The sequence below is a fragment of the Pseudomonas sp. R9.37 genome (assembly GCF_963878885.1).
GTDB lineage: Bacteria > Pseudomonadota > Gammaproteobacteria > Pseudomonadales > Pseudomonadaceae > Aquipseudomonas.
This window is the reverse complement of record NZ_CAWNZA010000050.1, coordinates 134,254-153,498: the sequence shown is the minus strand read 5'-3', so window position 1 is coordinate 153,498 and position 19,245 is coordinate 134,254. Positions and strand designations below refer to the sequence as shown.

Here is a 19,245-nt window from a genome sequence, read left to right as displayed (position 1 = left end):
TCGGCACTCAAACCATCGGCGAATGACTGACAACGCGCAGCGCCAGGCCCTCGTAGGCATCCAGCGTGATGGTGAATTCACCCTCGGCAGTGAGGTCGCCCTCAACCCGTTCATTGATGATGTCCACCACCGGCCCCGGCGCGATATTGGGCAGGTGCAGGGTTTCAGTGATCGCGCTGCCGCCAAAGTTGAGCGCGGTAATCTGCGTGCCCTTCCCGGCCGGCAACTCGTGGACCATGATCAGCAAGCCGGGATGCTCGACGTCCGGCACCAGAATCTGCCGGCTGGCGGCGATGCCATAGGCACTGCGCACCGCGAGGATTTTTTGCAGCTGCGAGGCAAACGACTGCGGGTCCTGCAACTGCTGGTTGAGGCTGCCGTACAGGGCTTTCGAGCGCGGCATCTGCCCCGCCGACAGCTCGGCCTCGGGGTTCAAGTCCACCAGGTCGTAGGCGCCACGGTGCACCCAGCGGGTATCGCCGTCGGCCATCAAATGCGCGACTTCATCGGCTGCCAACGGCAGTGCGCCAACCAGGTCCCAACCCGACAAGGCAAACACCCCAGGCTGCATGGCGTTGTACATCACCAACAACAAATGGATCTGCCGGATCTGCTCGATGTCAGTCGGCGTAATCGCCTCCAGGTCACGAATACCCAGCGCTGCGGTAATGATGCTGGCGGTGGTGCAGGACACGCCGTTGGTGACGAATTTGAGGTTATACGGCGCATGTTCGCCGGCCAGTCGTTCGTACATCTGTTCGCGGATATGCTCACGCAAAATGTTGCCGGGGAAAGTCTGGCCCTGATAGAGGTAATTGTCGTGGGCGTGCAAGGTCCAGAAATGCACCAGTTCCAGAGTCAGCTCATCATGGTTCTGCAACGCATGGATCAAGGAGCCTGGGTCGATGCCCTGGCTGTGCATCTCGCGCAGCATCAGGCGCAGAAACTCGGTGTCGCCCATCAGCAACGCATGCTGATATGCCGGGCGGGTGATGAAGTCATAGGACAGGTCCGCGCCGCCGTGTGACATGGCGGCGATGTCATCCACCGTGAGGTTAAGCTCCTGAAAGCTGAACCCCCCGGCCTTGCGAATCGCGCCGCCGAGCAACTGGTTGCCGGTAATCGACAGCGGATGGCTCTCTGACCAGGCGCCGCCCTCAAGCTTGCGCTCCACCCCCAGAAAGCCGTTGGCATCCAGGCGCAGGATCTTGGCGCCCATCACGTCAATCGCATGCAGGGCGTCGCCGATGATCATTTGCTGCGCGGCAAACGAAGGGTCCAGCCAGTTCAGCGACGGCTGCCCTTCTTTGAAGTAATGCAGGTAGACCCAACGGCGCGGCTTGCCATCCACGCCGACCACTACCGGGGTAGCACTCCAGTCGGTTTCCTTCACGCCGGGCTCGAAGAAAATCACCCGCTGCAACTGGCCGACGATGTAATGCTTGTCGCGTAGCGCATCCACCTGCGCGGGGCTGAGGTTCTGCGCGTCGCGGCCTTCGGCGACGTCGGGCAACATCGGCCAGTCTTCTTCGCGGATTTCTACCATGTGGTAGAGCCCGGGATAGTCCTCATACGCCATCTCGGCCAGGCGGAAATCCGCGCCTTTGCCGGTGTGGGATGGGATCACGTCGTCGATGATCACCGCGTTGTGCGCAGCGGCCATGCGTGTCAGGGCTTGCAACTGCGCCTCGGTGCCCAGTTGCGGGTCGATTTCAAAACTGATGCGGTCAAAATTGCCGTCGATGGTCGGTGTATGCCGCGTGCCGGAAAGCCCGCCGGATTTTTTCAGTGGGCCGTTGTGAATGCCCTGGATGCCGATCTTCGACAACGCGTGCCACAAGCTTTCGTCCCCCAGCGCCTCCAGGACCGTGCCGTTTTCACGGGTCACAATCGAGGCCGGGTACGCGGTAAACCACACCGACGACAAGGCTGAAGCATCACGCGGCCGGGTATGCGCATACGGCTGCTGCCACAACCGCCCTTGCCCCGAATAGAGCTTGGCGCGCTGGCGCGCCGCGTGCAGCATCGATTGCTCAACCAGCCAGTTCACATGATCGTTGTCCGCCGCCGTCATAAGCCCGTTACCTGTGTGCGTGAAAAGGTTATTCGTAAGCATAGGAGCGGCCACGAGGGCGATTCGTTGCATTGATACTGTTGGGCTAAGACAGAAACCCGATTCGACGGCTAAGAAAATCAATCAGCACACGCAGCTTGAGCGGCACCTGGCTGCCGGACGGCCACAACAGGTTGAAGGTGCTGGTCTCCTCGCTATACGGCTCCAGCACCGCACACAACTCACCCGACGCCAGGTATTCCCTGACCATGAAGTCTGCCGCGTACGTGATCCCCAAGCCTTTGAGCGCAAAACACACGCGGCCCTCCACCGAGTTGCTGATCAGCGTGCGCGGCAGCTCCAGCTCAGGTTGCTCAGGCTCTCGAATCAGCCAGCGCTGCAGCTTGCCCGTGTCGGGAAAGCGAAAGTGAATGCAGCGGTGTTCAAGCAAATCGAGGGGCCGTGTTGGCAGACCGTGCCGGGCAAAGTACCCCGGCGAACCGACCGCGAGCATGCGGTAACGGCCCAGGCAACGGGCCGACAAGCCAGAGTCCTTGGGCATGCCGCTGCGCACCACGGCATCAAAACCTTCGCCGATGATGTCCACCAGGCGATCGGTGAATTCCAGGTCCAGCTGGATATCCGGGTACAGCAACTGGAAGTCGGCAAACACCGGCAGAAACGGCTTGCCGATCATCGGCAGGCTTACCCGCAAAGGCCCCTGAGGCAAAGAGGCGGTCTGGCGTAACTCCTCCCCTGCCGCTTCCAGCTCCTGAATGACCCGCCGACACCGTTGCAGAAAACGTGTGCCCTCAGCCGTCAGCGTCAGGCTGCGAGTACTGCGGTGAAACAGCCGCACGCCAAGCTTCGCTTCCAGCCGCGCAATGCTTTTGCTGACCGCCGAGGCCGAGATACCCAGGTTTCGCCCTGCACCGACGAAACTGCCGATTTCGCCGGCCTGCACGAACACCGCCATGCCCCCCAAACTGTCCATGAACGTCCTTAATCGTTGAGCCATTCATGACAAAACCGTCACTACTGATCTGACACCTATCCCACTTATTCCGGCCCCAGGCAACCGCTAGATTGCACGCTAACTTGATCCACCTATCAGCGAGGCATTTCATGAGCATATTTCTGACAGGCGCCAATGGGTATGTCGGGGGCACCGTCGCCCTGCGACTGATCAACGCCGGCTACGCCATTCGAGGCCTGGTGCGCGATGAACAAAAAGCGCGCCACGTGCAGGCATTGGGCATCGAACCGGTCATCGGCAACCTCGATGACCTGGCACTGCTGGCCAAGGAAGCGCGCGCCGCCGACGGCGTCATTCACACGGCTGACAGCGACCATCTCGGCGCCGTCCAGACCTTCATCCAGGCGCTGGCAGGCTCGGGCAAACCGTTCCTGCACACCAGCGGCTCCAGCGTGATCGGCGACGATGCCCAGGGTTTAGCCGTCAACCCTGCCGTATTTGATGAAGACAGCACCTTCGTGGTGGCCGCCTCCAAACAACCGCGCCGCGACATAGAGCTCACAGTGCTCGGCGCCGCCGCGCAAAACATTCGCGCGGTGGTGATTTGCCCCAGCAGCATTTATGGCACCGGCACCGGCGTGCACACGCAAAGCGTGCAGATTCCCTGGCTGGTCACTCAGGCTCAGGAAAGTGGCGTGGTGCGCGTGGTCGGCACTGGCGTCAATCGCTGGTCCAACGTGCACATCCACGATGTCGCCGAGCTTTACCTGCTGGCCCTGCAAAACGCCCCGGCCGGCGCGTTCTACTTTGTCGAAAACGGCGAGGCGTCGTTCCTCGAGATCGGCCAGGCGCTAACCCGTCGCCTCAAGCTCGAACCGCTGGGGTTCTGGAGCGTGGAGCAAGCGACCGAGCGCTGGGGCTATTTGCACGCGCACTACACCTTCGGCACCAACAGCCGGGTCACGGCCAAACGCGCACGCCAGGAGTTGGGCTGGGCGCCCATCCACGCATCGGTCCTGGAGTGGATTGAACAGGACATGGTGCTATGAGCAAGGTCTGGCTGATTACTGGCAGTGCCAGCGGCATTGGCAAAGGTATTGCGCACGCGGCGCTGGCAGCGGGCGACCAGGTGGTGGCAACCGACCTTGACCTTGCGCGCTTGCACGACGTCTTCGGCGCCTGCGACGACCAGGTCTTGAGCCTGCATCTGGATATTCGTGACCAGGCCCAGGCGCATGCCGCCGTCAGCGCGTGTATCGCGCGCTTTGGCCGCCTCGACGTGCTGGTCAATAACGCCGGGTATGGCCAGTTCGGGCCTTTCGAGGAAATCGACGCCGACGCTGTCGAGCGCCAGTTCGCCACCAACGTACTGGGCACCTTCAACGTGACACGTGCAGCCCTGCCGACCCTGCGTGAGCAGCGCAGCGGGCACATCCTGAACATGTCGTCCAATGGCGGCTTCAAAGGGGTGGCCGGTGCGTCGATATACTCTGCCAGCAAATTTGCCCTCGAGGGTTTCTCTGAGTCGCTGGCGCAAGAGATCGCCAGCTTCGGTATTCGCCTCACCGTGGTCGAGCCCGGCGCCTTTCGCACTGACTTCCTCGACCCGCGCGCGCTGAAGCTGGCCAGCGGCAGCATTCCCGACTACGACGATTACCGGGCCAACGCGCTGGCCGTGTTCGCCGCGCGCAACCACCAACAGCCCGGCGATCCGGCACGCCTGGGCGACGCCCTGGTGCGCCTGGTCAATGAGCCGGTGCCGCCGCTGCGGTTTATCGCCGGCGCCGACGCACTGAGCGTCATCAACGCCAAGCTGGCCGCGGTCGCCAAGGAAACCGCCGCGTGGCTGGAACTCAGCCTGAGTACCGATTTCCCCACCCATCAGGAGCCAACAGCATGAGCCTGCAAGCATTGAGCGCGCGCCTGGATAACCTCGAAAGCCACTTGGCGATTCAACGTCTGATTGCCGAGTACGCACACGCCTTTGATCGTCGCGATGAAGCGTTGCTGCGCAGTATCTGGCATGCAGATGCCGTGCTGGCGTTGGGCGCTGCGTTCGGCCACTTCGTGGGTGTCGACGCGATTGTCGACTCCGCTCACCAGAACTGGGCGCACATGCCCCACATGCATCACTGGATGGCCAATACGCTGATCGAGCTGCAGGGCGAAACGGCCACCGCCCAGGCCGCCGTGGATTGCATGGTGTTACACCGTGAGCTGGGGCAGGTGCAAATCAGCGGCCATTACCACGACCGGCTCGAACGTCGGGGTGGGCGTTGGGCCTTTGTCGAGCGCCGATTCGACCTGCACTACCTCACGCCGCTGCCCCACTGGAAGCCGGTGGCCGGTAGCGAGGCGCCTGCCGATACTGCCTCGGCGTAAAGCCGGTCAATGCCTTGAACTGGCGAGTGAACGCGCTGTGGTCGGTGTAGCCGCATTGCAGCGCGACCTCGGTGATCGGCAGTTCGGTATGCAGCAACCGGTGCGCGTGTTCCAGACGCACTTTCTGGATCATCTGCCGTGGCGTCAGGTGGAACACGCGTTTGCAGTAGCGCTCCAGCTGCGCCACGGAAATGCCGGCGATGCGCGTCAGTTCACCGAGGCTGACGCGCCGGTTGAAATGCGTGCGGATGTGCGCGTCGACAGCGGCCAGGCGCTGATACGCCGGGTGCGTTTCGCTGGCTGACTGCAAGTCGACGGAGATGCCCGCCAGGCCGATGATCTGGTTGATATCGCTGTACAGCGGCCATTTGTGCGTCAGGCACCAGCCGGGTTCGCGCGTGCCATACAGGTGCAGTTCCAGCTGGTCCTCAAGTACAAAGCCCTGTTCCAGCACGCGCCGATCCTGTTCGGTATAGCCCGGCCCCAGTTGCGCGGGGAACACCTGCGCACTGGTCTTGCCCAGCAGCGGTTGCAGCTGCTTGAGGCCGCAGCGCTGCACCAGCGTGTGGTTGGCGAGCACGTAGCGCGCCTCGATGTCCTTGATGAAGATCGCAGCATTGGGGATCACGTCGAGCATCGGCAACAGCTGCGCCACCCCGGCCAATAGCTGCTGCATGTCGTGGGGACGATTGGCCTGAAAAAGGCTCGCAAATGCGCTCGGCAGCATGAACTGGACTCCCCTGTTTTCGAGCAGATTGCCGCATGCCGATGTGACTGTCGAGCGCGGCCAACTGTGCCGAATTCGTCATCCACGCAGGCGCAAAACATCAATCGCCACGCCCTTGATGCGTTCAGGATAGCGCCACTACCTGCCTATCCAATAACTCACAAGAAGGCGCCGCCATGTCTGCTCAAGGCAAGTTCAAGAAACAACTTTCACTGATGGACCTGACCTTTATCGGGCTGGGCGCCATCTTCGGTTCGGGCTGGCTGTTTGCGGCCAGTCACGTCTCGGCCATCGCCGGGCCGGCCGGGATTTTTTCCTGGCTGATCGGTGGGTTCGCCGTGCTGCTGCTGGGCATTGTCTATTGCGAACTCGGCGCTGCCCTGCCCCGTGCCGGTGGGGTGGTGCGTTACCCGGTGTATTCCCACGGCCCGCTGTTGGGCTACCTGATGGGCTTTATCACGCTGATTGCGTTTTCAAGCCTGGTGGCGATTGAAGTGGTCGCCTCGCGCCAATACGCCGCTGCCTGGTTTCCCGGGCTGACCAAGGCCGGCTCCAGCGACCCCACCCCCTTGGGCTGGCTGATGCAATTGGCCCTGCTGTGCCTGTTCTTTGTGCTTAATTACCGCAGTGTGAAGACCTTCGCCATCGCCAATAACCTGGTGAGTGTGTTCAAGTTCATCGTGCCGCTGCTGGTGATTGGCGTGCTGTTCACCTTCTTTAAACCGGCGAACTTCCAGGCCCAGGGTTTTGCCCCGTTCGGCCTGTCGGGCATTGAGATGGCGGTGTCGGCCGGCGGCGTGATTTTTGCCTATCTGGGCCTGACGCCGATCATCTCGGTGGCCAGTGAAGTGAAGCACCCGCAACGCACAATCCCGATCGCATTGATCCTCTCCGTGCTGCTCTCGACGGCGATCTATGTGCTGCTGCAAACCGCGTTCCTCGGCGGCGTGCCCACCGAGATGCTCGCCAACGGTTGGGCGGGGATCAGCAAGGAACTCGCGCTGCCTTATCGCGATATCGCCCTGGCGCTGGGTGTGGGCTGGCTGGCGTACCTGGTGGTGGCGGACGCGGTGATCTCGCCCAGCGGCTGCGGCAATATCTACATGAATGCCACGCCGCGCGTGGTGTATGGCTGGGCGCAGACCGGCACGTTCTTCAAGATCTTCACGCGCATTGATGAGAAATCCGGCATTCCGCGCCCGGCGCTGTGGCTGACCTTTGGCCTGTCGGTTTTCTGGACCCTGCCGTTCCCATCCTGGGAAGCGCTGATCAATGTGGTGTCGGCCGCGCTGATCCTGAGCTACGCCGTCGCCCCGGTGACCGTCGCCGCGCTGCGCCGCAATGCACCGGGCATGCCACGGCCATTTCGGGTCAAGGGCATGGCGGTACTCGGCCCGCTGTCGTTCATCATCGCCGCGCTGATTGTGTACTGGTCCGGCTGGAGCACCGTGTCGTGGCTGCTCGGCCTGCAAATCCTGATGTTTGGGGTGTACCTGCTGTGCGCACGCTGGGTGCCGACCGCGCACCTGAACATCAAGCAGCAAGTGCGCTCGTCGGCGTGGCTGATCGGCTTTTACGCGGCGACCCTCTTGCTCTCCAAACTCGGCAGCTTTGGTGGCCTCGGCGTGCTCAGCCACCCGTTTGACACGCTGATCGTCGCGGCCTGCGCCTTGGGCATTTATTACTGGGGCGCGGCCACCGGCGTGCCTGCCCACCTTGTGCGCCTGGAACACGAAGACGACGAAAGCGAAGCCGTCAGCCAACCCCGGCACAGCGCACCCTTGTCCCCGGCCACCCACTGAATGGAGCGCTTTATGAAACGGTTGCACGTGATCGACTCCCACACCGGCGGCGAACCCACGCGCCTGGTGCTGGATGGCTTTCCCTCGTTGACAGGCAGCAGTATCGCCGAGCAACTGCAGAACCTGCGCACCGAGCACGACCGGTGGCGCCGCGCCTGCCTGCTGGAACCGCGTGGCAACGATGTACTGGTCGGCGCGCTGTACTGCGAGCCGGTCACACCGGGTGCGACGTGCGGGGTGATCTTCTTCAACAACACCGGCTACCTCGGCATGTGCGGCCACGGCACCATCGGGCTGGTCGCCTCGTTGCACCACTTGGGCCGCATCGAGCCCGGCGTTCACAGCATCGACACGCCGGTCGGCCCTGTAACGGCCACCCTGCACGACGACGGCGCCGTGACCCTGCGCAACGTGCCCGCCTATCGCCATCGCCACCACGTGGCGGTGGACGTGCCGGGCCATGGCGTGGTCCACGGCGACATTGCCTGGGGCGGCAACTGGTTTTTCCTGGTCTCGGAGCACGGTCAGACGCTTGAGATGAGCAACGTCGATGCCCTCACCGACTACACCTGGACGATGCTCAAGGCTTTGGAAAACCAAGGCATCCACGGCGCCGATGGCGCGCTGATCGACCATGTCGAACTGTTCGCAGACGACGCCAACGCCGACAGCCGCAATTTCGTCATGTGCCCCGGCAAAGCCTACGACCGCTCGCCGTGCGGCACCGGCACCAGCGCCAAGCTCGCGTGCCTGGCCGCCGACGGCAAGCTCGCGCCCGGTGCGACCTGGGTGCAAGCCAGCATCACCGGCAGCCAATTCGAAGGCCGCTATGAATGGGACGGCGAGCGCGTACGCCCCTTTATCACCGGCCGCGCCTACATGACCGCCGACAGCACCCTGCTGATCGACGCGCAGGACCCTTTCGCCTGGGGCATCTGAGCCCCGATTTTTACTGAACGCTGCAAGGAGTTAAAACAATGAGCGACAACATTTTCACCGGTTGCATCCCCGCGCTGATGACCCCGTGCACGCGTGAGCGCAAGCCGGACTTCGACGCCCTGGTGGCCAAGGCGCGCGAACTGGTCGATATCGGCATGAGCGCCGTGGTGTACTGCGGCTCCATGGGTGACTGGCCGTTGCTCACCGAAGCCCAGCGGCAGGAAGGTGTGGCGCGCCTGGTGGCTGCCGGTGTGCCGACCATTGTCGGCACGGGCGCGGTGAACAGCCGTGAGGCCGTGGCCCACGCAGCGCACGCGGCCAACGTCGGTGCCCATGGGCTGATGGTGATCCCGCGCGTGCTGTCACGCGGTGCGTCGGCGACCGCGCAAAAGGCGCACTTCTCGGCCATTCTCAATGCCGCGCCAAACCTGCCGGCGGTGATCTACAACAGCCCGTACTACGGCTTTGCCACCCGCGCCGACCTGTTCTTCGAACTGCGCCGCGAACACCCCAACCTCATCGGTTTCAAGGAATTTGGCGGCGCTGCCGACCTGCGTTACGCGGCTGAAAACATCACCTCCCAGGACGATAACGTGACCCTGATGGTCGGCGTCGACACCCAGGTGGTGCACGGCTTCGTCAACTGCAACGCCACCGGCGCCATCACCGGCATCGGCAATGCGCTGCCACGTGAAGTGCTGCAACTGGTGGCCCTGAGCAAGCAAGCCGCCAAAGGTGACGCCAAGGCGCGGCGCCTGGCCCGCGAACTGGAAGCGGCGCTGGGCGTGCTGTCCTCCTTCGACGAAGGCTGCGACCTGGTGCTGTATTACAAACATCTGATGGTGCTTAACGGTGACCACGGTTACGCCCTGCACTTTAATGAAACCGACGTGCTCAGTGATGCGCAGCGCCATTATGCCGAGCACCAATACGCGCTGTTCCGCCAGTGGTACGCCAACTGGTCCGCCGAACAGAACCTCGCCTGAGCCCTCGCGCGCCGCTGTGCTTCTCACAGCGGCCAACCCTCATTTTTCCAGGACGACCCCATGACTCTGACGGGCAAGATGCTGATCGGTCAGCAAGCCATTTCCGGCCATCTCGAAGCGATTCGGGCCATCAATCCCGCCACCGACGCGCCGCTGGAACCGGCTTACGCCGGCGGCGGTCGTGAGCATGTCGAGCAAGCGTGCACCCTGGCGTGGGCTGCGTTCGACACGTATCGCGAAACCTCGCTGGCCGAGCGCGCCAGCTTTCTGGACGTCATTGCCGACGCTATCGAAGCCCTCGGCGATGAGTTGATCGAACGCGCCATGGCCGAAACGGGCCTGCCGCGCCCGCGCATCCAGGGCGAACGTGGCCGCACCTGCGCGCAGTTGCGTACCTTTGCGCGCACCGTGCGCGCCGGTGAATGGCTGGGCGTGCGTGTCGACACCGCGCAGCCCGAGCGCCAGCCGTTGCCACGTCCAGACCTGCGTCAACGGCAGGTGCCACTGGGACCGGTGGCCGTGTTTGGCGCGAGCAATTTCCCCTTGGCGTTCTCGGTGGCGGGCGGTGATACCGCTTCGGCCTTGGCGGCCGGCTGCCCGGTAGTCGTCAAGGCACATGGTGCCCATCCCGGCACCAGTGAACTGGTCGGACGCGCGGTGGCCCAGGCGGTGAAGGCCTGCGGTTTGCCCGACGGGGTGTTTTCACTGCTTTACGGCGCAGGCACGGACATCGGCGTGGCGCTGGTCGCCGACCCGCGCATCAAGGCCGTGGGCTTTACCGGTTCGCGCAACGCTGGTATCGCGTTGACCCAGGCGGCGCAGGCGCGGCCGGAGCCGATCCCGGTGTATGCCGAGATGAGTTCGATCAACCCGGTGTATCTGTTTCCTGCCGCGTTGCAGGCACGTGGCGAAGCGTTGGCGCGGGGTTTTGTCGCGTCGTTGACTCAGGGCGCCGGGCAATTTTGTACCAACCCTGGGTTGGTGATTGCCGTCGCAGGCAGCGCATTGGATGCGTTCATCGCCACCGCAACGCAGTTGCTGCGCGGTTGCGCGGCCCAGACCATGCTGACGCCGGGTATTTTCCACGCCTACCGAACCGGCGTGAGTACGCTGGCCGAACATGCCCGGATTGCAGCAAAAGGTCAGGCGGCCGACGGCCCCAACCAGGGGCAGGCGCACGTGTTCGTCACCCCGGCCCATGACTTTTTGCGCAATCAGCACCTGCAAGCAGAAATCTTCGGCGCCGCATCGCTGGTGGTGGTGTGCGCCAGCGATGATGAAGTGCGCCAGGTCTCGGAACACTTGGAAGGCCAACTGACGGCCACACTCCACTTGGATGATGGCGACGTTGCAAGTGCCAAAGCCTTGCTGCCGGTGCTTGAACGCAAGGCCGGGCGCTTGCTGGTCAACGGCTGGCCCACGGGTGTTGAGGTGTGTGACGCCATGGTCCACGGCGGCCCCTTCCCTGCCACCTCGGACTCACGCAGCACCTCGGTGGGCACGGCGGCGATCCTGCGGTTTTTGCGCCCGGTGTGTTACCAGGACTTCCCCGATGGCTTGTTGCCTCGCGCGCTGCAACAAGGCAACCCGTTGCAGTTAAGGCGTTTGCTCGACGGTCAGAGAGAGGCCTAGGCCATGTCCGACTCCAATACCGCGGACACCGTGGTCATCGGCGCCGGGATTATCGGCGTGGCCTGCGCGTTGCAATTGGCGCGTCAAGGCCGGCGCGTGGTGGTCATCGACCCGCAGCCGCCCGGTATGGGCGCCTCCTATGGCAACGCCGGGCATCTGGCGACCGAGCAGGTGTTTCCGATTGCCGACGTGTCGATCCTCAAGCGCCTGCCGGCGATGCTGCTGGACCCCAGGGGCCCGCTGAGCCTGGACTGGAAATACCTGCCGCGCGCCCTGCCCTGGTTTGTGCGCCTGTTGCTGAACCTGCGCCCGGCGAGCTACCGGCGCACGGTCGCAGGTATTCGCGCGCTGAATGAAGCCAGCCTGGCGGCGTGGCAACGGTTGTTGCAGAGCATTGACCGGCCACAGTTGTTGCGCCCAGACGGCTCCTTGCTGGTGTTTGAGCGCGCCGCGTCAGCTGAGGCGATCAATGCAGTGCGCCTGCGCATGCAGCAGCAAAACGTGGCAGTGGAATTCTGGCCAGGTGAGGCGATACGTCAGGTGGCGCCGCAACTGAGCGAGGCTATCCGAGGCGGCCTGTTTTTCCCCGGCACCGGGCATTTTATTGATCCGTACACCGTGGTCTGCGAACTGGTGAGCGCCGCCAGGGCCAGTGGCGTGCAGTTTGTGCAGCAGCGCGTGCTGGATGGGCGGCTGGATGGCACCGGCGTGTCGCTGATGACCGATCAAGGCGTCGTCGCCGCGCGCCAGGTATTGATCGCCTGCGGTGCCCATTCGGCCAGTCTCACCGCGGCACTCACGGGTAAAACAGTGCCACTGGACACCGAACGCGGCTATCACTTGATGCTGCCAACGGAACAGAACCGCCTGCCGTTTGCCGTCACCTCGTTTGAGCGCAAGTTCATCATGACGCCCATGACCGGTGGCTTGCGCCTGGCCGGCACCGTCGAGTTCGCAGGGCTCAAGCGCCCGGCGAATATGCAACGTGCCTGGCAATTGCACCGGCTGAGCCAAGGCTTGTTTCGTCAGGACCTGAACGCGCAGGACGCGACTGCCTGGATGGGGTTTCGCCCTTCCCTGCCCGACTCATTGCCGATCATTGATCGGCTGTGCGACGGTAAGGTGCTGCTCGCGTTCGGGCACCAGCATTTGGGCCTGACGCAGGCAGCGGTGACGGCAGAGATCGTGGCGCAACTGGCCGCCGCACACCCCTCGCTGTCAGGGCTGCCCACGCTTGCGCCCTACCGACTGGGGCGATTCTGAGCAACGCTGCCGGGTGCGGGCCTCAGTGGCCGGCCCTGGAGGCGTCTGATAAGGCATCCGCCATCTGCTGAATCTCCGCGCGCATCCATACTTTTTCCAGCCAGCCTGCGGGAATGCCTTGGACGCCATAGTGGGCGCCCGCCAACTGACCCACGATGGCGGCCGTGGTGTCCGCATCGTCACCCAGGTTTGCAGCGGCGAGCACGGCATCGGCAAAGCTGTCGGTGTGGTGAAAGCACCAGAACGCGGCTTCCAGCGAGGCAACCGAATAGCCGGAACCGACAACCTCGCCACGCGACTTGTCACGGTATTCGCCGGCGGCGATAGCCAGCACTTTGGGCGCTGTCAGCGCAGCGTCCGAGACGCGCAATACGTCGTCTTTGGGCATGCCGCTCAAGGCATTGCAAAGCGCCTGCGCGAGTACCACACAACACTCGATGGCCTCCGGGGCTGCGTGGGTTGTGCGTGAACTGTCGATGGCAAAGGTGCGCACACGTTGCCGGTCCGGGAAGAAGAACAACACCACAGGCGCGAGGCGCATCATCGAGCCATTGCCGGCCGAATACGGGTGCGTAGAACCCGCAAACGGGTCGCCATGCTGCTGGAAAGCCGCCAGGGCCTCGCGCACGGTCATGCCGATATCAAAGCAGTCTCCCGTGGCACTCAAATAACCCCACTGCCACCAGTTCAGGTACCGGCCCATCTGATCCTTCGCGTCAAAGCCGCCCTTGCTCAGCAGGCTTTCGGCCAGGCACAGGGCCATCGATGTGTCGTCGGTCCACTGGCCAGGCTTCAGGCTGAACGGCCCGCCTCCGACCATGTCCGTCACAGCGGCAAATGTGCCGCGGGGCATGAACTCAACCGTGGTGCCGACCGCGTCGCCACAGGCCAGCCCAAGCAAGCTGCCACGGTAGCGGTCTGGCAGTGTTATAGGCATAGGTACTCCTTGATAAAACGTCGTCCAAATAGAAAATCAACGCGCGCAGCCTACTTGACCAGCCGCTTCTCCTTGGAGGGGCGATAGCCGAAATACGCGCTGTAACATTTGCTGAAATGGCTCGGCGAGACAAAACCGCACGCCACCAGCACGTCCACCTGGGACAGTTCGGTGTGCTGCAACAAGCGCCGCGCCTCGGTTACCCGCAGTTCCATGTAATAGCGCTGCGGCGTGGTACCCAATTGTTCCTTGAACAGCCGCTCCAGTTGACGGCGCGAGCGGCCGGCGTAAACGGCCAGTTGGTCGAGTTCCAGCGGTTCTTCAAGGTTGGCGTCCATCAGCTTCACCACTTCACGCAGTGGCGCACTGACGCAGACATTTTCCGTGGGTTTGATGCGTCGGTAACGCGACTCCTCGAACGCCAGAATGTCTTCAATGCCCTCGACCAGCGCCTTGCCGTGCAGGCCTTTGATCCAGTCCAGGGCCATGTGAAACGCGCCTGAGGGGCTGGAGGCCGTCAGGCGGTCACGGTCGATCACATAGGGCTCGCTGGTCACCTGGGCGGCCTTGGAGACCTCCGCCAGCGCCGGGCGATGTTCCGGGTGAATGGCGCAGCGATAGCCCTGCAGCAGGCCGGCACGGCCGAGAAACCAGGCGCCGTTCCACAACCCGGCAAGGGCGACAGCCTGTTCGGCGGCGCTGCGTAACAAGTGGCTGAATTCGTCATCAGCCTTGAGTTCGGTACGAAAGCCGCCGCACACCACCAACAAGTCCAACTGCGGCAACGCCGACACGTCCAGGCGCGCATCGGGACGGATGACCAGGCCCAGGTCGCTGATGACCTCGCCGTCGCCGCAACCGAACGTACGGGTGGCAAACAGTTCGGGACGCAACAGGTTGGCGGTGATGAGCGTGTCCAGGGTCTGGGTGAATGCGGGCAGGGAGAAGTGTTCGAGCAGCAAAAAACCCACGCGGGTAACCGGCGGCGACTGCTGGGGGGTGTCATTCAGGTAGCGCAGGTTCTTGCCTTGCATGCCACCGCTGAATTGGCGTCTTTCCATCGAGGGTTGGCCCACTCTTATTGTTGATGCAGTGGGCGCTATCTTAGGGGCAAATGCAGACGCTGTCCCCCGGCATTCCCTAGGCGTGGTGCCTGAGGTTGCGGTTGCACCGGCGGCGCTGTTGGACGCCGCCGCGTGCCTGATCTTTAGAAAACAGTGTGCCTTCCAGGACTGCTACCGGGCAGTCGCGGGGCCATCTGATACGGTTTTTTCTTTGCTATCTGCGTCTGTATCGAAAACGCCTGGAAGCGGACAATGGCGCCATCCCGACATTCCTGTCGTCCCCCTTCCCTTCGGAGGCCTTATGACCAAGATGGCACTTTTCCTGTTCGGCTTTTTGGTGTTGACCATCGGCATCGGCTTGCTGGCAACCATCTCGCCCGTGTGATTGCGTCACCGCCTGGGTATCGGCCGAGCTGCGCGCCGCCTGTGTGGCCAGCTCGCTGATGATCAGCGCAGTGGCCGGCCAACCCGTCCATGACTGAGTGGGTCGGCAATACTCGAACAGCGCCCCGACCGCCGCTGCCGCTGGCGCCTCACCTCGTCATAGCGGTCGCCGGCCCGCAGCTGCAACACCTGTAACGTCATCCCGCTTTGTCAACTCGCAAAGAGCATCGGGTACAGCGATACCACCAGCAGCCCGGCCATCGACACGTTGAACAGTCGCAACCAACGCGGTTCACGCAGCACAGTGCGCAGGCCAGTGCCGCAAACCACCCATACACACACGCTGGGCAAGTTGACCACCGCAAACACCAGGGCAATCACCAACACGTTGGTCACATAACCTTCGGCCGGCGTGTAGGTGGTGATCGCCCCCAACGCCATGATCCACGCTTTGGGATTGACCCATTGAAACGCCGCCGCCCCGAGGAAGGTCATGGGTTTGGCGTGTTCGTTGTTGCTCTCGGGTATGCCGCCCGAGGTTGCAATCTTCCACGCCAGGTACAACAAGTAAGCCGCGCCCACATACCGCAACAGGGTGTAGGCCCATGGAAATACCTTGAACACTTCGCCCAGACCCAGCCCCACCGAAATCACCAACAGCATAAAGCCGATGCTGATGCCCATCGCGTGGGGCATCGACCGGCGAAACCCGAAGTTCACGCCTGAAGCCAGCAGCATCGTGTTGTTGGGGCCGGGTGTGATCGAGGACACGAAGGCAAACAGCACAAAGGCTGAGAGCAGGCTGGTAGACATGAACATGGCGCGGCATCCCGACGGCGGTGGTATGCCTGCGACAGTAATCGGTTGCAGCCCTGGCTGCCCCGTACAGCTAGGGGCGGATCGAGGAATACACTTTGGCTTTGTCGAGAAATTCGCGACAGTGCGCGACGGTCTGCTGCGTGGCCTCCACCATCGGCAAGTGGCCGATGCCTTCAAGAATTTCCAGGCGCGCATGCGGGATCCCCTCAAGCCAGGTTTGCGCGCTGGCAACGGGCACCATGCGGTCCTCCCGGCCCCACAGGATCAGGCTTGGCACGCGTACGTGCGGCAACCAGGGCTCCATGCGCGGGCTGTCGGAGAAGTTCGCGAAAATCTCCGCCAGCTCCGCGCGGCGCTTGATGTAGCTTTGCGCCTCGGCCGCCAATAATACTTCGGGGATGAAAGGCGGTGCCGCCATGGTCATGGCGAAAAACCGGTCGAATTGCTGACGGGTGCGAATCAGAAACGGGTTATCGCCACTATTGACCAACGCTTCGACTTCGTTGGGCTGCGGCAGATTCACGCCCGCGGCGCCAATCAAAGCCAGCGACAGCACGCGTTCCGGATAATGAGTGGCCAACCAGCTGGCGACATACGCGCCCATGGAACTGCCAATAACGTGCACTTTGTCGACCTGGCAGGCGTCCAGCAGCGCCACCATGCGCCGCGCCTGGGCCGCAATGCTGTAGTCGCCGCCCGTCACAAAGGCAGTTTTACCGTGGCCGGCCAGATCCGGAATGATCACGCGGTAAGCATCGACAAAGTGCCGCGCAAACCCCAGCCAGACGCCCTTGTCGGCGCTGAAACCGTGTACCAGCAACAGCGCCGGCGCATGCGTGTCGCCCCCCTGATAAGTGGCGAGGGTCATGCCTTTGATCGGTACGTTGAGGGTCTTCAATCGAGACCGCCGCGCTTCTACCCAGGCGATGAGCGCAAACAGCACGTTGCCAACCCGGGGATAGGTCCACCAGATCCACACGGCCACGATGGCAAGTACGCCGACGATCACAAGCATCAAGGTTTCTCCGGCAGTGACGACTGGATTGCTTTCACTGACCGGTATAGTTGCTCACCTCGCTTGAATCTGCGCTGAACGCATCACAAAAGGCCAAGCCATGAGTGTCGGCACAGCGCTGTGTTTGAGTTGCGGGGACTGAATGACACTGACCGCCGGTCAAGCACAAAACGGTCCCCACTGACGCACCGGGAACCGTTTTTGGCGTGGCTGACAACCTGCGGCCTCAGTTCTGCGGCCGTTGTTTGGTCGAGTCCAGTTCGGCTTTTTTAGCGGTGGAAATTTCAGTGATCTGCGCAGACTTGGCGATGGCCATGTCAAACGTGTCCTGCATGTTGGCGATGGCATCGGTCGCCGTGCCCTTCAGCCCGCCATTGGCCGCCCAGTCGAAGTTCCACACGCCGGACAGGTTATCGGCACCGGCCACGTCGTGGGTTTCGATGGCGGTGAATACATCGGGGTGTTTTTCCATGTACTTGGCAGCGTCGGAAACGTTCGCTGGCACCTTGCCTGAGGCATTGCTGGCCAGTTGCGACAGCTCCTGCTTGGTGATGGCCGACTTGCCGGTCTGGCGCATGTAATCGGCAATAACCTTGCTGGACTTGGCAATGTTCAACTTGTCGTCGAAAGACGACGGCGAGGACTTTGGCGTGTTCGACCCGCCAGACGCGGGCGTTACGGTAGTAGACATCGGCGCTGCTCCCTCAATGGAACGAATGAAATCGTCGTGCTGACGATACCCCGATGCGGACGTTAGCATGGGCAAAGGGCCATTCCCCATGCTTCACAACATTTCACAACGGCTGGCCGATTTTCGCAGCCTTTGGGCACAGGCCATCAGCGCAAAAGCGCGGCTGCAGATGCTCGTGTCGACACTGCGCAGCACCACAATCGCCGCCGCCCTTAACGCTGCGTTCAGCCCTGACGCACATACGCGAACATGTGCGGCACATAGTCCGCTTTGCCCAGCGGCACGCCGTTATGGCGCAGGATGTTGTAGGCGGTCATCAGGTGAAAATAGAACTGCGGCGTGGCCCAATTGACGGCGTATTCGTTGCCGGTCATCTGGAAGGCGATACCACCGGGGAGTTCAATGGCGATGGATTCATCCGCACGACGCTCAATCACGCTACGGTCAGCGTCGGCGAGCACTGCCAGCGTTTGGTCGATCAGTGCAAGCGCCTCAGCCATCGAGGTCGGTGCCTGCAGCGTTGACAGCGGATGCCCGCTTAACCGCTCAACCGCCTCGCGCGCCTGGGTGCAGGCGTAGCGAACCTGGGTCGCCAGGGGGTGCATGTCGGGTGCCAGACGTGAATCGAGAAGAACTTGCGGGTCGAAAGCCAGTGCTGCAGCGTGAGCTTCACCTTTGGCGAGCAGGCCTTTGAGCGAGTTCAGCATCTGGGCGAAGCAGGGAATGGTAACGGTATAGAGCGACATCGTTGCGTCCTTGTGTGGGGTTGAAAATCAGATCACGTAGCGATCACGCCGCGTTGCTTGACCAGGCCTTCCAGGGTAAACCGGGCTTGCATCAGCACCACGTCGCGCACCAGTTCCATTTCCTTCTGGTTGACCTCGGCCCACTTCAACGCCTCAAGCAGCTTGGGTTTTTGCACCCGGAATGCCAGGCCTTGGGTGAACAGTGCCATCGAGTGAATCACGGTGCGCTCGTCCTCCACCGCAAAACCGGCCAGGCGCGCGATCAGTTGGCGGATAACTCGGCCAATGCGCGCCTTGAAGCGATCCTCAAAGGCTGTTGTCGCACTTTCTGGACACAGGCCGGCCTGGTGGCGGTCTAGAAACGCACGCCAGGCGGTGGTTTGCGGGCTGTCCTGGATGGTCGAAACCACCGTACCGAGGATGCCCAGCGACACGTCGATCAGGGTTTTATCGTCCGAGGCCTGATCGGCCAACGCGCATTCGGCGGCCTCCACGCAAGGCGCCATCTTGCGCCATAGCAGTGCGATCAAGTGCTCGACACACTCCAGATAGATGCCTTCCTTGCCGTCAAAATAGTACTGAATCGCCGGGGCGTTGACGCCCGCGGCCGTGGCGATGTCGCGGGTCGACGCGCCGTCGTAGCCGCGCTCGCCAAAGACCACGACCGCCGCGTCGACAATACGCGCGCGGGTTTCTTCACCACGCTGATAACCACCCTCGGCGGCAGGTTTATGTCGTGCCATGTGCAGCTCCTTTCGAATACCGGACCAAAATATACCAGTTGACAAAAATTCGCGAAAAATAGAATTTATTCCATCTGTTATAAATC

Annotated in this window: 19 protein-coding genes; 9 read left to right on the top strand and 10 right to left on the bottom strand. The window is 62.5% G+C overall.

The window, feature by feature from the left end; translation table 11 throughout:
* Positions 1-7: 7 nt before the first annotated feature.
* Positions 8-2,074 carry a maltose alpha-D-glucosyltransferase gene (gene treS / locus AACU78_RS29420; protein ID WP_106579112.1) on the bottom strand — a complete coding sequence of 689 codons (2,067 nt, stop codon included), beginning with the start codon at positions 2,072-2,074 and terminating at the stop codon, positions 8-10.
* An 85-nt stretch (positions 2,075-2,159) separates the two neighbouring features.
* Complete coding sequence (locus tag AACU78_RS29415) at positions 2,160-3,047, bottom strand: LysR family transcriptional regulator (protein ID WP_106579111.1); 888 nt, start codon at positions 3,045-3,047, stop codon at positions 2,160-2,162.
* A 131-nt stretch (positions 3,048-3,178) separates the two neighbouring features.
* On the opposite strand from AACU78_RS29415, the gene AACU78_RS29410 reads away from it, so the two are divergent.
* Genes AACU78_RS29410 through AACU78_RS29400 form a run of 3 tightly spaced genes read left to right on the top strand, consistent with a single transcriptional unit; the run spans position 3,179 to position 5,411 of the window.
* Positions 3,179-4,078, top strand: a complete 900-nt coding sequence (locus AACU78_RS29410; protein ID WP_106579110.1) for an NAD-dependent epimerase/dehydratase family protein — start codon at positions 3,179-3,181, stop codon at positions 4,076-4,078.
* Entirely contained in the window at positions 4,075-4,929 is an 855-nt protein-coding gene (locus AACU78_RS29405) for an SDR family NAD(P)-dependent oxidoreductase (protein WP_106579109.1), read from the top strand. Before AACU78_RS29410 ends, AACU78_RS29405 begins: the two co-directional genes overlap by 4 nt.
* Positions 4,926-5,411 carry a nuclear transport factor 2 family protein gene (locus AACU78_RS29400; RefSeq protein ID WP_106579108.1) on the top strand — a complete coding sequence of 162 codons (486 nt, stop codon included), beginning with the start codon at positions 4,926-4,928 and terminating at the stop codon, positions 5,409-5,411. The genes AACU78_RS29405 and AACU78_RS29400 overlap by 4 nt, the downstream gene beginning before the upstream one ends.
* Here the strand turns inward: AACU78_RS29400 and AACU78_RS29395 are convergent.
* Positions 5,344-6,138, bottom strand: coding sequence for an AraC family transcriptional regulator (locus AACU78_RS29395; protein WP_106579107.1), 795 nt, complete (start codon positions 6,136-6,138; stop codon positions 5,344-5,346). The genes AACU78_RS29400 and AACU78_RS29395 overlap by 68 nt on opposite strands.
* Before the next feature lie 176 nt (positions 6,139-6,314).
* On the opposite strand from AACU78_RS29395, the gene AACU78_RS29390 reads away from it, so the two are divergent.
* The 5 genes from AACU78_RS29390 to AACU78_RS29370 are packed head-to-tail and all read left to right on the top strand — an operon-like array spanning position 6,315 to position 12,760.
* Positions 6,315-7,940, top strand: a complete 1,626-nt coding sequence (locus AACU78_RS29390) for an APC family permease (RefSeq protein WP_106579106.1) — start codon at positions 6,315-6,317, stop codon at positions 7,938-7,940.
* A 12-nt stretch (positions 7,941-7,952) separates the two neighbouring features.
* A complete protein-coding gene (locus AACU78_RS29385; RefSeq protein ID WP_106579105.1) occupies positions 7,953-8,879 on the top strand; it encodes a 4-hydroxyproline epimerase in 927 nt (308 codons plus the stop codon).
* 38 nt (positions 8,880-8,917) lie between these two features.
* Entirely contained in the window at positions 8,918-9,865 is a 948-nt protein-coding gene (locus AACU78_RS29380; protein WP_106579104.1) for a dihydrodipicolinate synthase family protein, read from the top strand.
* Between the two features lie 60 nt (positions 9,866-9,925).
* Positions 9,926-11,497: an aldehyde dehydrogenase (NADP(+)) gene (locus AACU78_RS29375; RefSeq protein WP_106579103.1), complete on the top strand. Its 1,572-nt coding sequence runs from the start codon at positions 9,926-9,928 to the stop codon at positions 11,495-11,497.
* Positions 11,498-11,500: 3 nt separating this feature from the next.
* The gene (locus AACU78_RS29370; RefSeq protein ID WP_106579102.1) at positions 11,501-12,760 is read left to right on the top strand and encodes an NAD(P)/FAD-dependent oxidoreductase; all 1,260 of its coding nucleotides are present in this window, start codon (positions 11,501-11,503) and stop codon (positions 12,758-12,760) included.
* A gap of 22 nt (positions 12,761-12,782) precedes the next feature.
* Here AACU78_RS29370 and AACU78_RS29365 read toward each other — a convergent pair whose 3' ends face one another.
* Positions 12,783-13,697 carry an ADP-ribosylglycohydrolase family protein gene (locus AACU78_RS29365; RefSeq protein ID WP_106579101.1) on the bottom strand — a complete coding sequence of 305 codons (915 nt, stop codon included), beginning with the start codon at positions 13,695-13,697 and terminating at the stop codon, positions 12,783-12,785.
* A 50-nt stretch (positions 13,698-13,747) separates the two neighbouring features.
* Positions 13,748-14,731: a GlxA family transcriptional regulator gene (locus AACU78_RS29360; protein WP_106579100.1), complete on the bottom strand. Its 984-nt coding sequence runs from the start codon at positions 14,729-14,731 to the stop codon at positions 13,748-13,750.
* Here AACU78_RS29360 and AACU78_RS29355 point away from each other — a divergent pair.
* Complete coding sequence (locus AACU78_RS29355) at positions 14,730-15,146, top strand: hypothetical protein (RefSeq protein WP_146151449.1); 417 nt, start codon at positions 14,730-14,732, stop codon at positions 15,144-15,146. The two genes, AACU78_RS29360 and AACU78_RS29355, sit on opposite strands and share 2 nt — an antisense overlap.
* Positions 15,147-15,355: 209 nt before the next feature.
* Here the strand turns inward: AACU78_RS29355 and AACU78_RS29350 are convergent, their stop codons facing one another.
* From AACU78_RS29350 to AACU78_RS29330, 5 genes are all read right to left on the bottom strand, one after another.
* Complete coding sequence (locus tag AACU78_RS29350; protein WP_106579099.1) at positions 15,356-15,964, bottom strand: LysE family translocator; 609 nt, start codon at positions 15,962-15,964, stop codon at positions 15,356-15,358.
* Between the two features lie 70 nt (positions 15,965-16,034).
* Complete coding sequence (locus AACU78_RS29345; protein WP_106579098.1) at positions 16,035-16,979, bottom strand: alpha/beta fold hydrolase; 945 nt, start codon at positions 16,977-16,979, stop codon at positions 16,035-16,037.
* A 226-nt stretch (positions 16,980-17,205) separates the two neighbouring features.
* Positions 17,206-17,670 (bottom strand): hypothetical protein, encoded by a 465-nt coding sequence (locus tag AACU78_RS29340; protein WP_106579097.1) that lies wholly within the window; start codon positions 17,668-17,670, stop codon positions 17,206-17,208.
* A 224-nt stretch (positions 17,671-17,894) separates the two neighbouring features.
* A complete protein-coding gene (locus tag AACU78_RS29335) occupies positions 17,895-18,416 on the bottom strand; it encodes a DUF1993 domain-containing protein (RefSeq protein ID WP_106579096.1) in 522 nt (173 codons plus the stop codon).
* Between the two features lie 32 nt (positions 18,417-18,448).
* Complete coding sequence (locus AACU78_RS29330) at positions 18,449-19,159, bottom strand: CerR family C-terminal domain-containing protein (protein WP_106579095.1); 711 nt, start codon at positions 19,157-19,159, stop codon at positions 18,449-18,451.
* Positions 19,160-19,245 lie beyond the last annotated feature (86 nt).

What these genes read in the sequence shown, in the direction of transcription:
- treS (WP_106579112.1), bottom strand. Translation starts at nt 2,074, where the DNA reads ATGACGGCGGCGGACAACGATCATGTGAACTGGCTGGTTGAGCAATCG.
- AACU78_RS29415 (WP_106579111.1), bottom strand. Translation starts at nt 3,047, where the DNA reads ATGGACAGTTTGGGGGGCATGGCGGTGTTCGTGCAGGCCGGCGAAATC.
- AACU78_RS29410 (WP_106579110.1), top strand. Translation starts at nt 3,179, where the DNA reads ATGAGCATATTTCTGACAGGCGCCAATGGGTATGTCGGGGGCACCGTC.
- AACU78_RS29405 (WP_106579109.1), top strand. Translation starts at nt 4,075, where the DNA reads ATGAGCAAGGTCTGGCTGATTACTGGCAGTGCCAGCGGCATTGGCAAA.
- AACU78_RS29400 (WP_106579108.1), top strand. Translation starts at nt 4,926, where the DNA reads ATGAGCCTGCAAGCATTGAGCGCGCGCCTGGATAACCTCGAAAGCCAC.
- AACU78_RS29395 (WP_106579107.1), bottom strand. Translation starts at nt 6,138, where the DNA reads ATGCTGCCGAGCGCATTTGCGAGCCTTTTTCAGGCCAATCGTCCCCAC.
- AACU78_RS29390 (WP_106579106.1), top strand. Translation starts at nt 6,315, where the DNA reads ATGTCTGCTCAAGGCAAGTTCAAGAAACAACTTTCACTGATGGACCTG.
- AACU78_RS29385 (WP_106579105.1), top strand. Translation starts at nt 7,953, where the DNA reads ATGAAACGGTTGCACGTGATCGACTCCCACACCGGCGGCGAACCCACG.
- AACU78_RS29380 (WP_106579104.1), top strand. Translation starts at nt 8,918, where the DNA reads ATGAGCGACAACATTTTCACCGGTTGCATCCCCGCGCTGATGACCCCG.
- AACU78_RS29375 (WP_106579103.1), top strand. Translation starts at nt 9,926, where the DNA reads ATGACTCTGACGGGCAAGATGCTGATCGGTCAGCAAGCCATTTCCGGC.
- AACU78_RS29370 (WP_106579102.1), top strand. Translation starts at nt 11,501, where the DNA reads ATGTCCGACTCCAATACCGCGGACACCGTGGTCATCGGCGCCGGGATT.
- AACU78_RS29365 (WP_106579101.1), bottom strand. Translation starts at nt 13,697, where the DNA reads ATGCCTATAACACTGCCAGACCGCTACCGTGGCAGCTTGCTTGGGCTG.
- AACU78_RS29355 (WP_146151449.1), top strand. Translation starts at nt 14,730, where the DNA reads ATGCCACCGCTGAATTGGCGTCTTTCCATCGAGGGTTGGCCCACTCTT.
- AACU78_RS29360 (WP_106579100.1), bottom strand. Translation starts at nt 14,731, where the DNA reads ATGCAAGGCAAGAACCTGCGCTACCTGAATGACACCCCCCAGCAGTCG.
- AACU78_RS29350 (WP_106579099.1), bottom strand. Translation starts at nt 15,964, where the DNA reads ATGTTCATGTCTACCAGCCTGCTCTCAGCCTTTGTGCTGTTTGCCTTC.
- AACU78_RS29345 (WP_106579098.1), bottom strand. Translation starts at nt 16,979, where the DNA reads ATGCTTGTGATCGTCGGCGTACTTGCCATCGTGGCCGTGTGGATCTGG.
- AACU78_RS29340 (WP_106579097.1), bottom strand. Translation starts at nt 17,670, where the DNA reads ATGTCTACTACCGTAACGCCCGCGTCTGGCGGGTCGAACACGCCAAAG.
- AACU78_RS29335 (WP_106579096.1), bottom strand. Translation starts at nt 18,416, where the DNA reads ATGTCGCTCTATACCGTTACCATTCCCTGCTTCGCCCAGATGCTGAAC.
- AACU78_RS29330 (WP_106579095.1), bottom strand. Translation starts at nt 19,159, where the DNA reads ATGGCACGACATAAACCTGCCGCCGAGGGTGGTTATCAGCGTGGTGAA.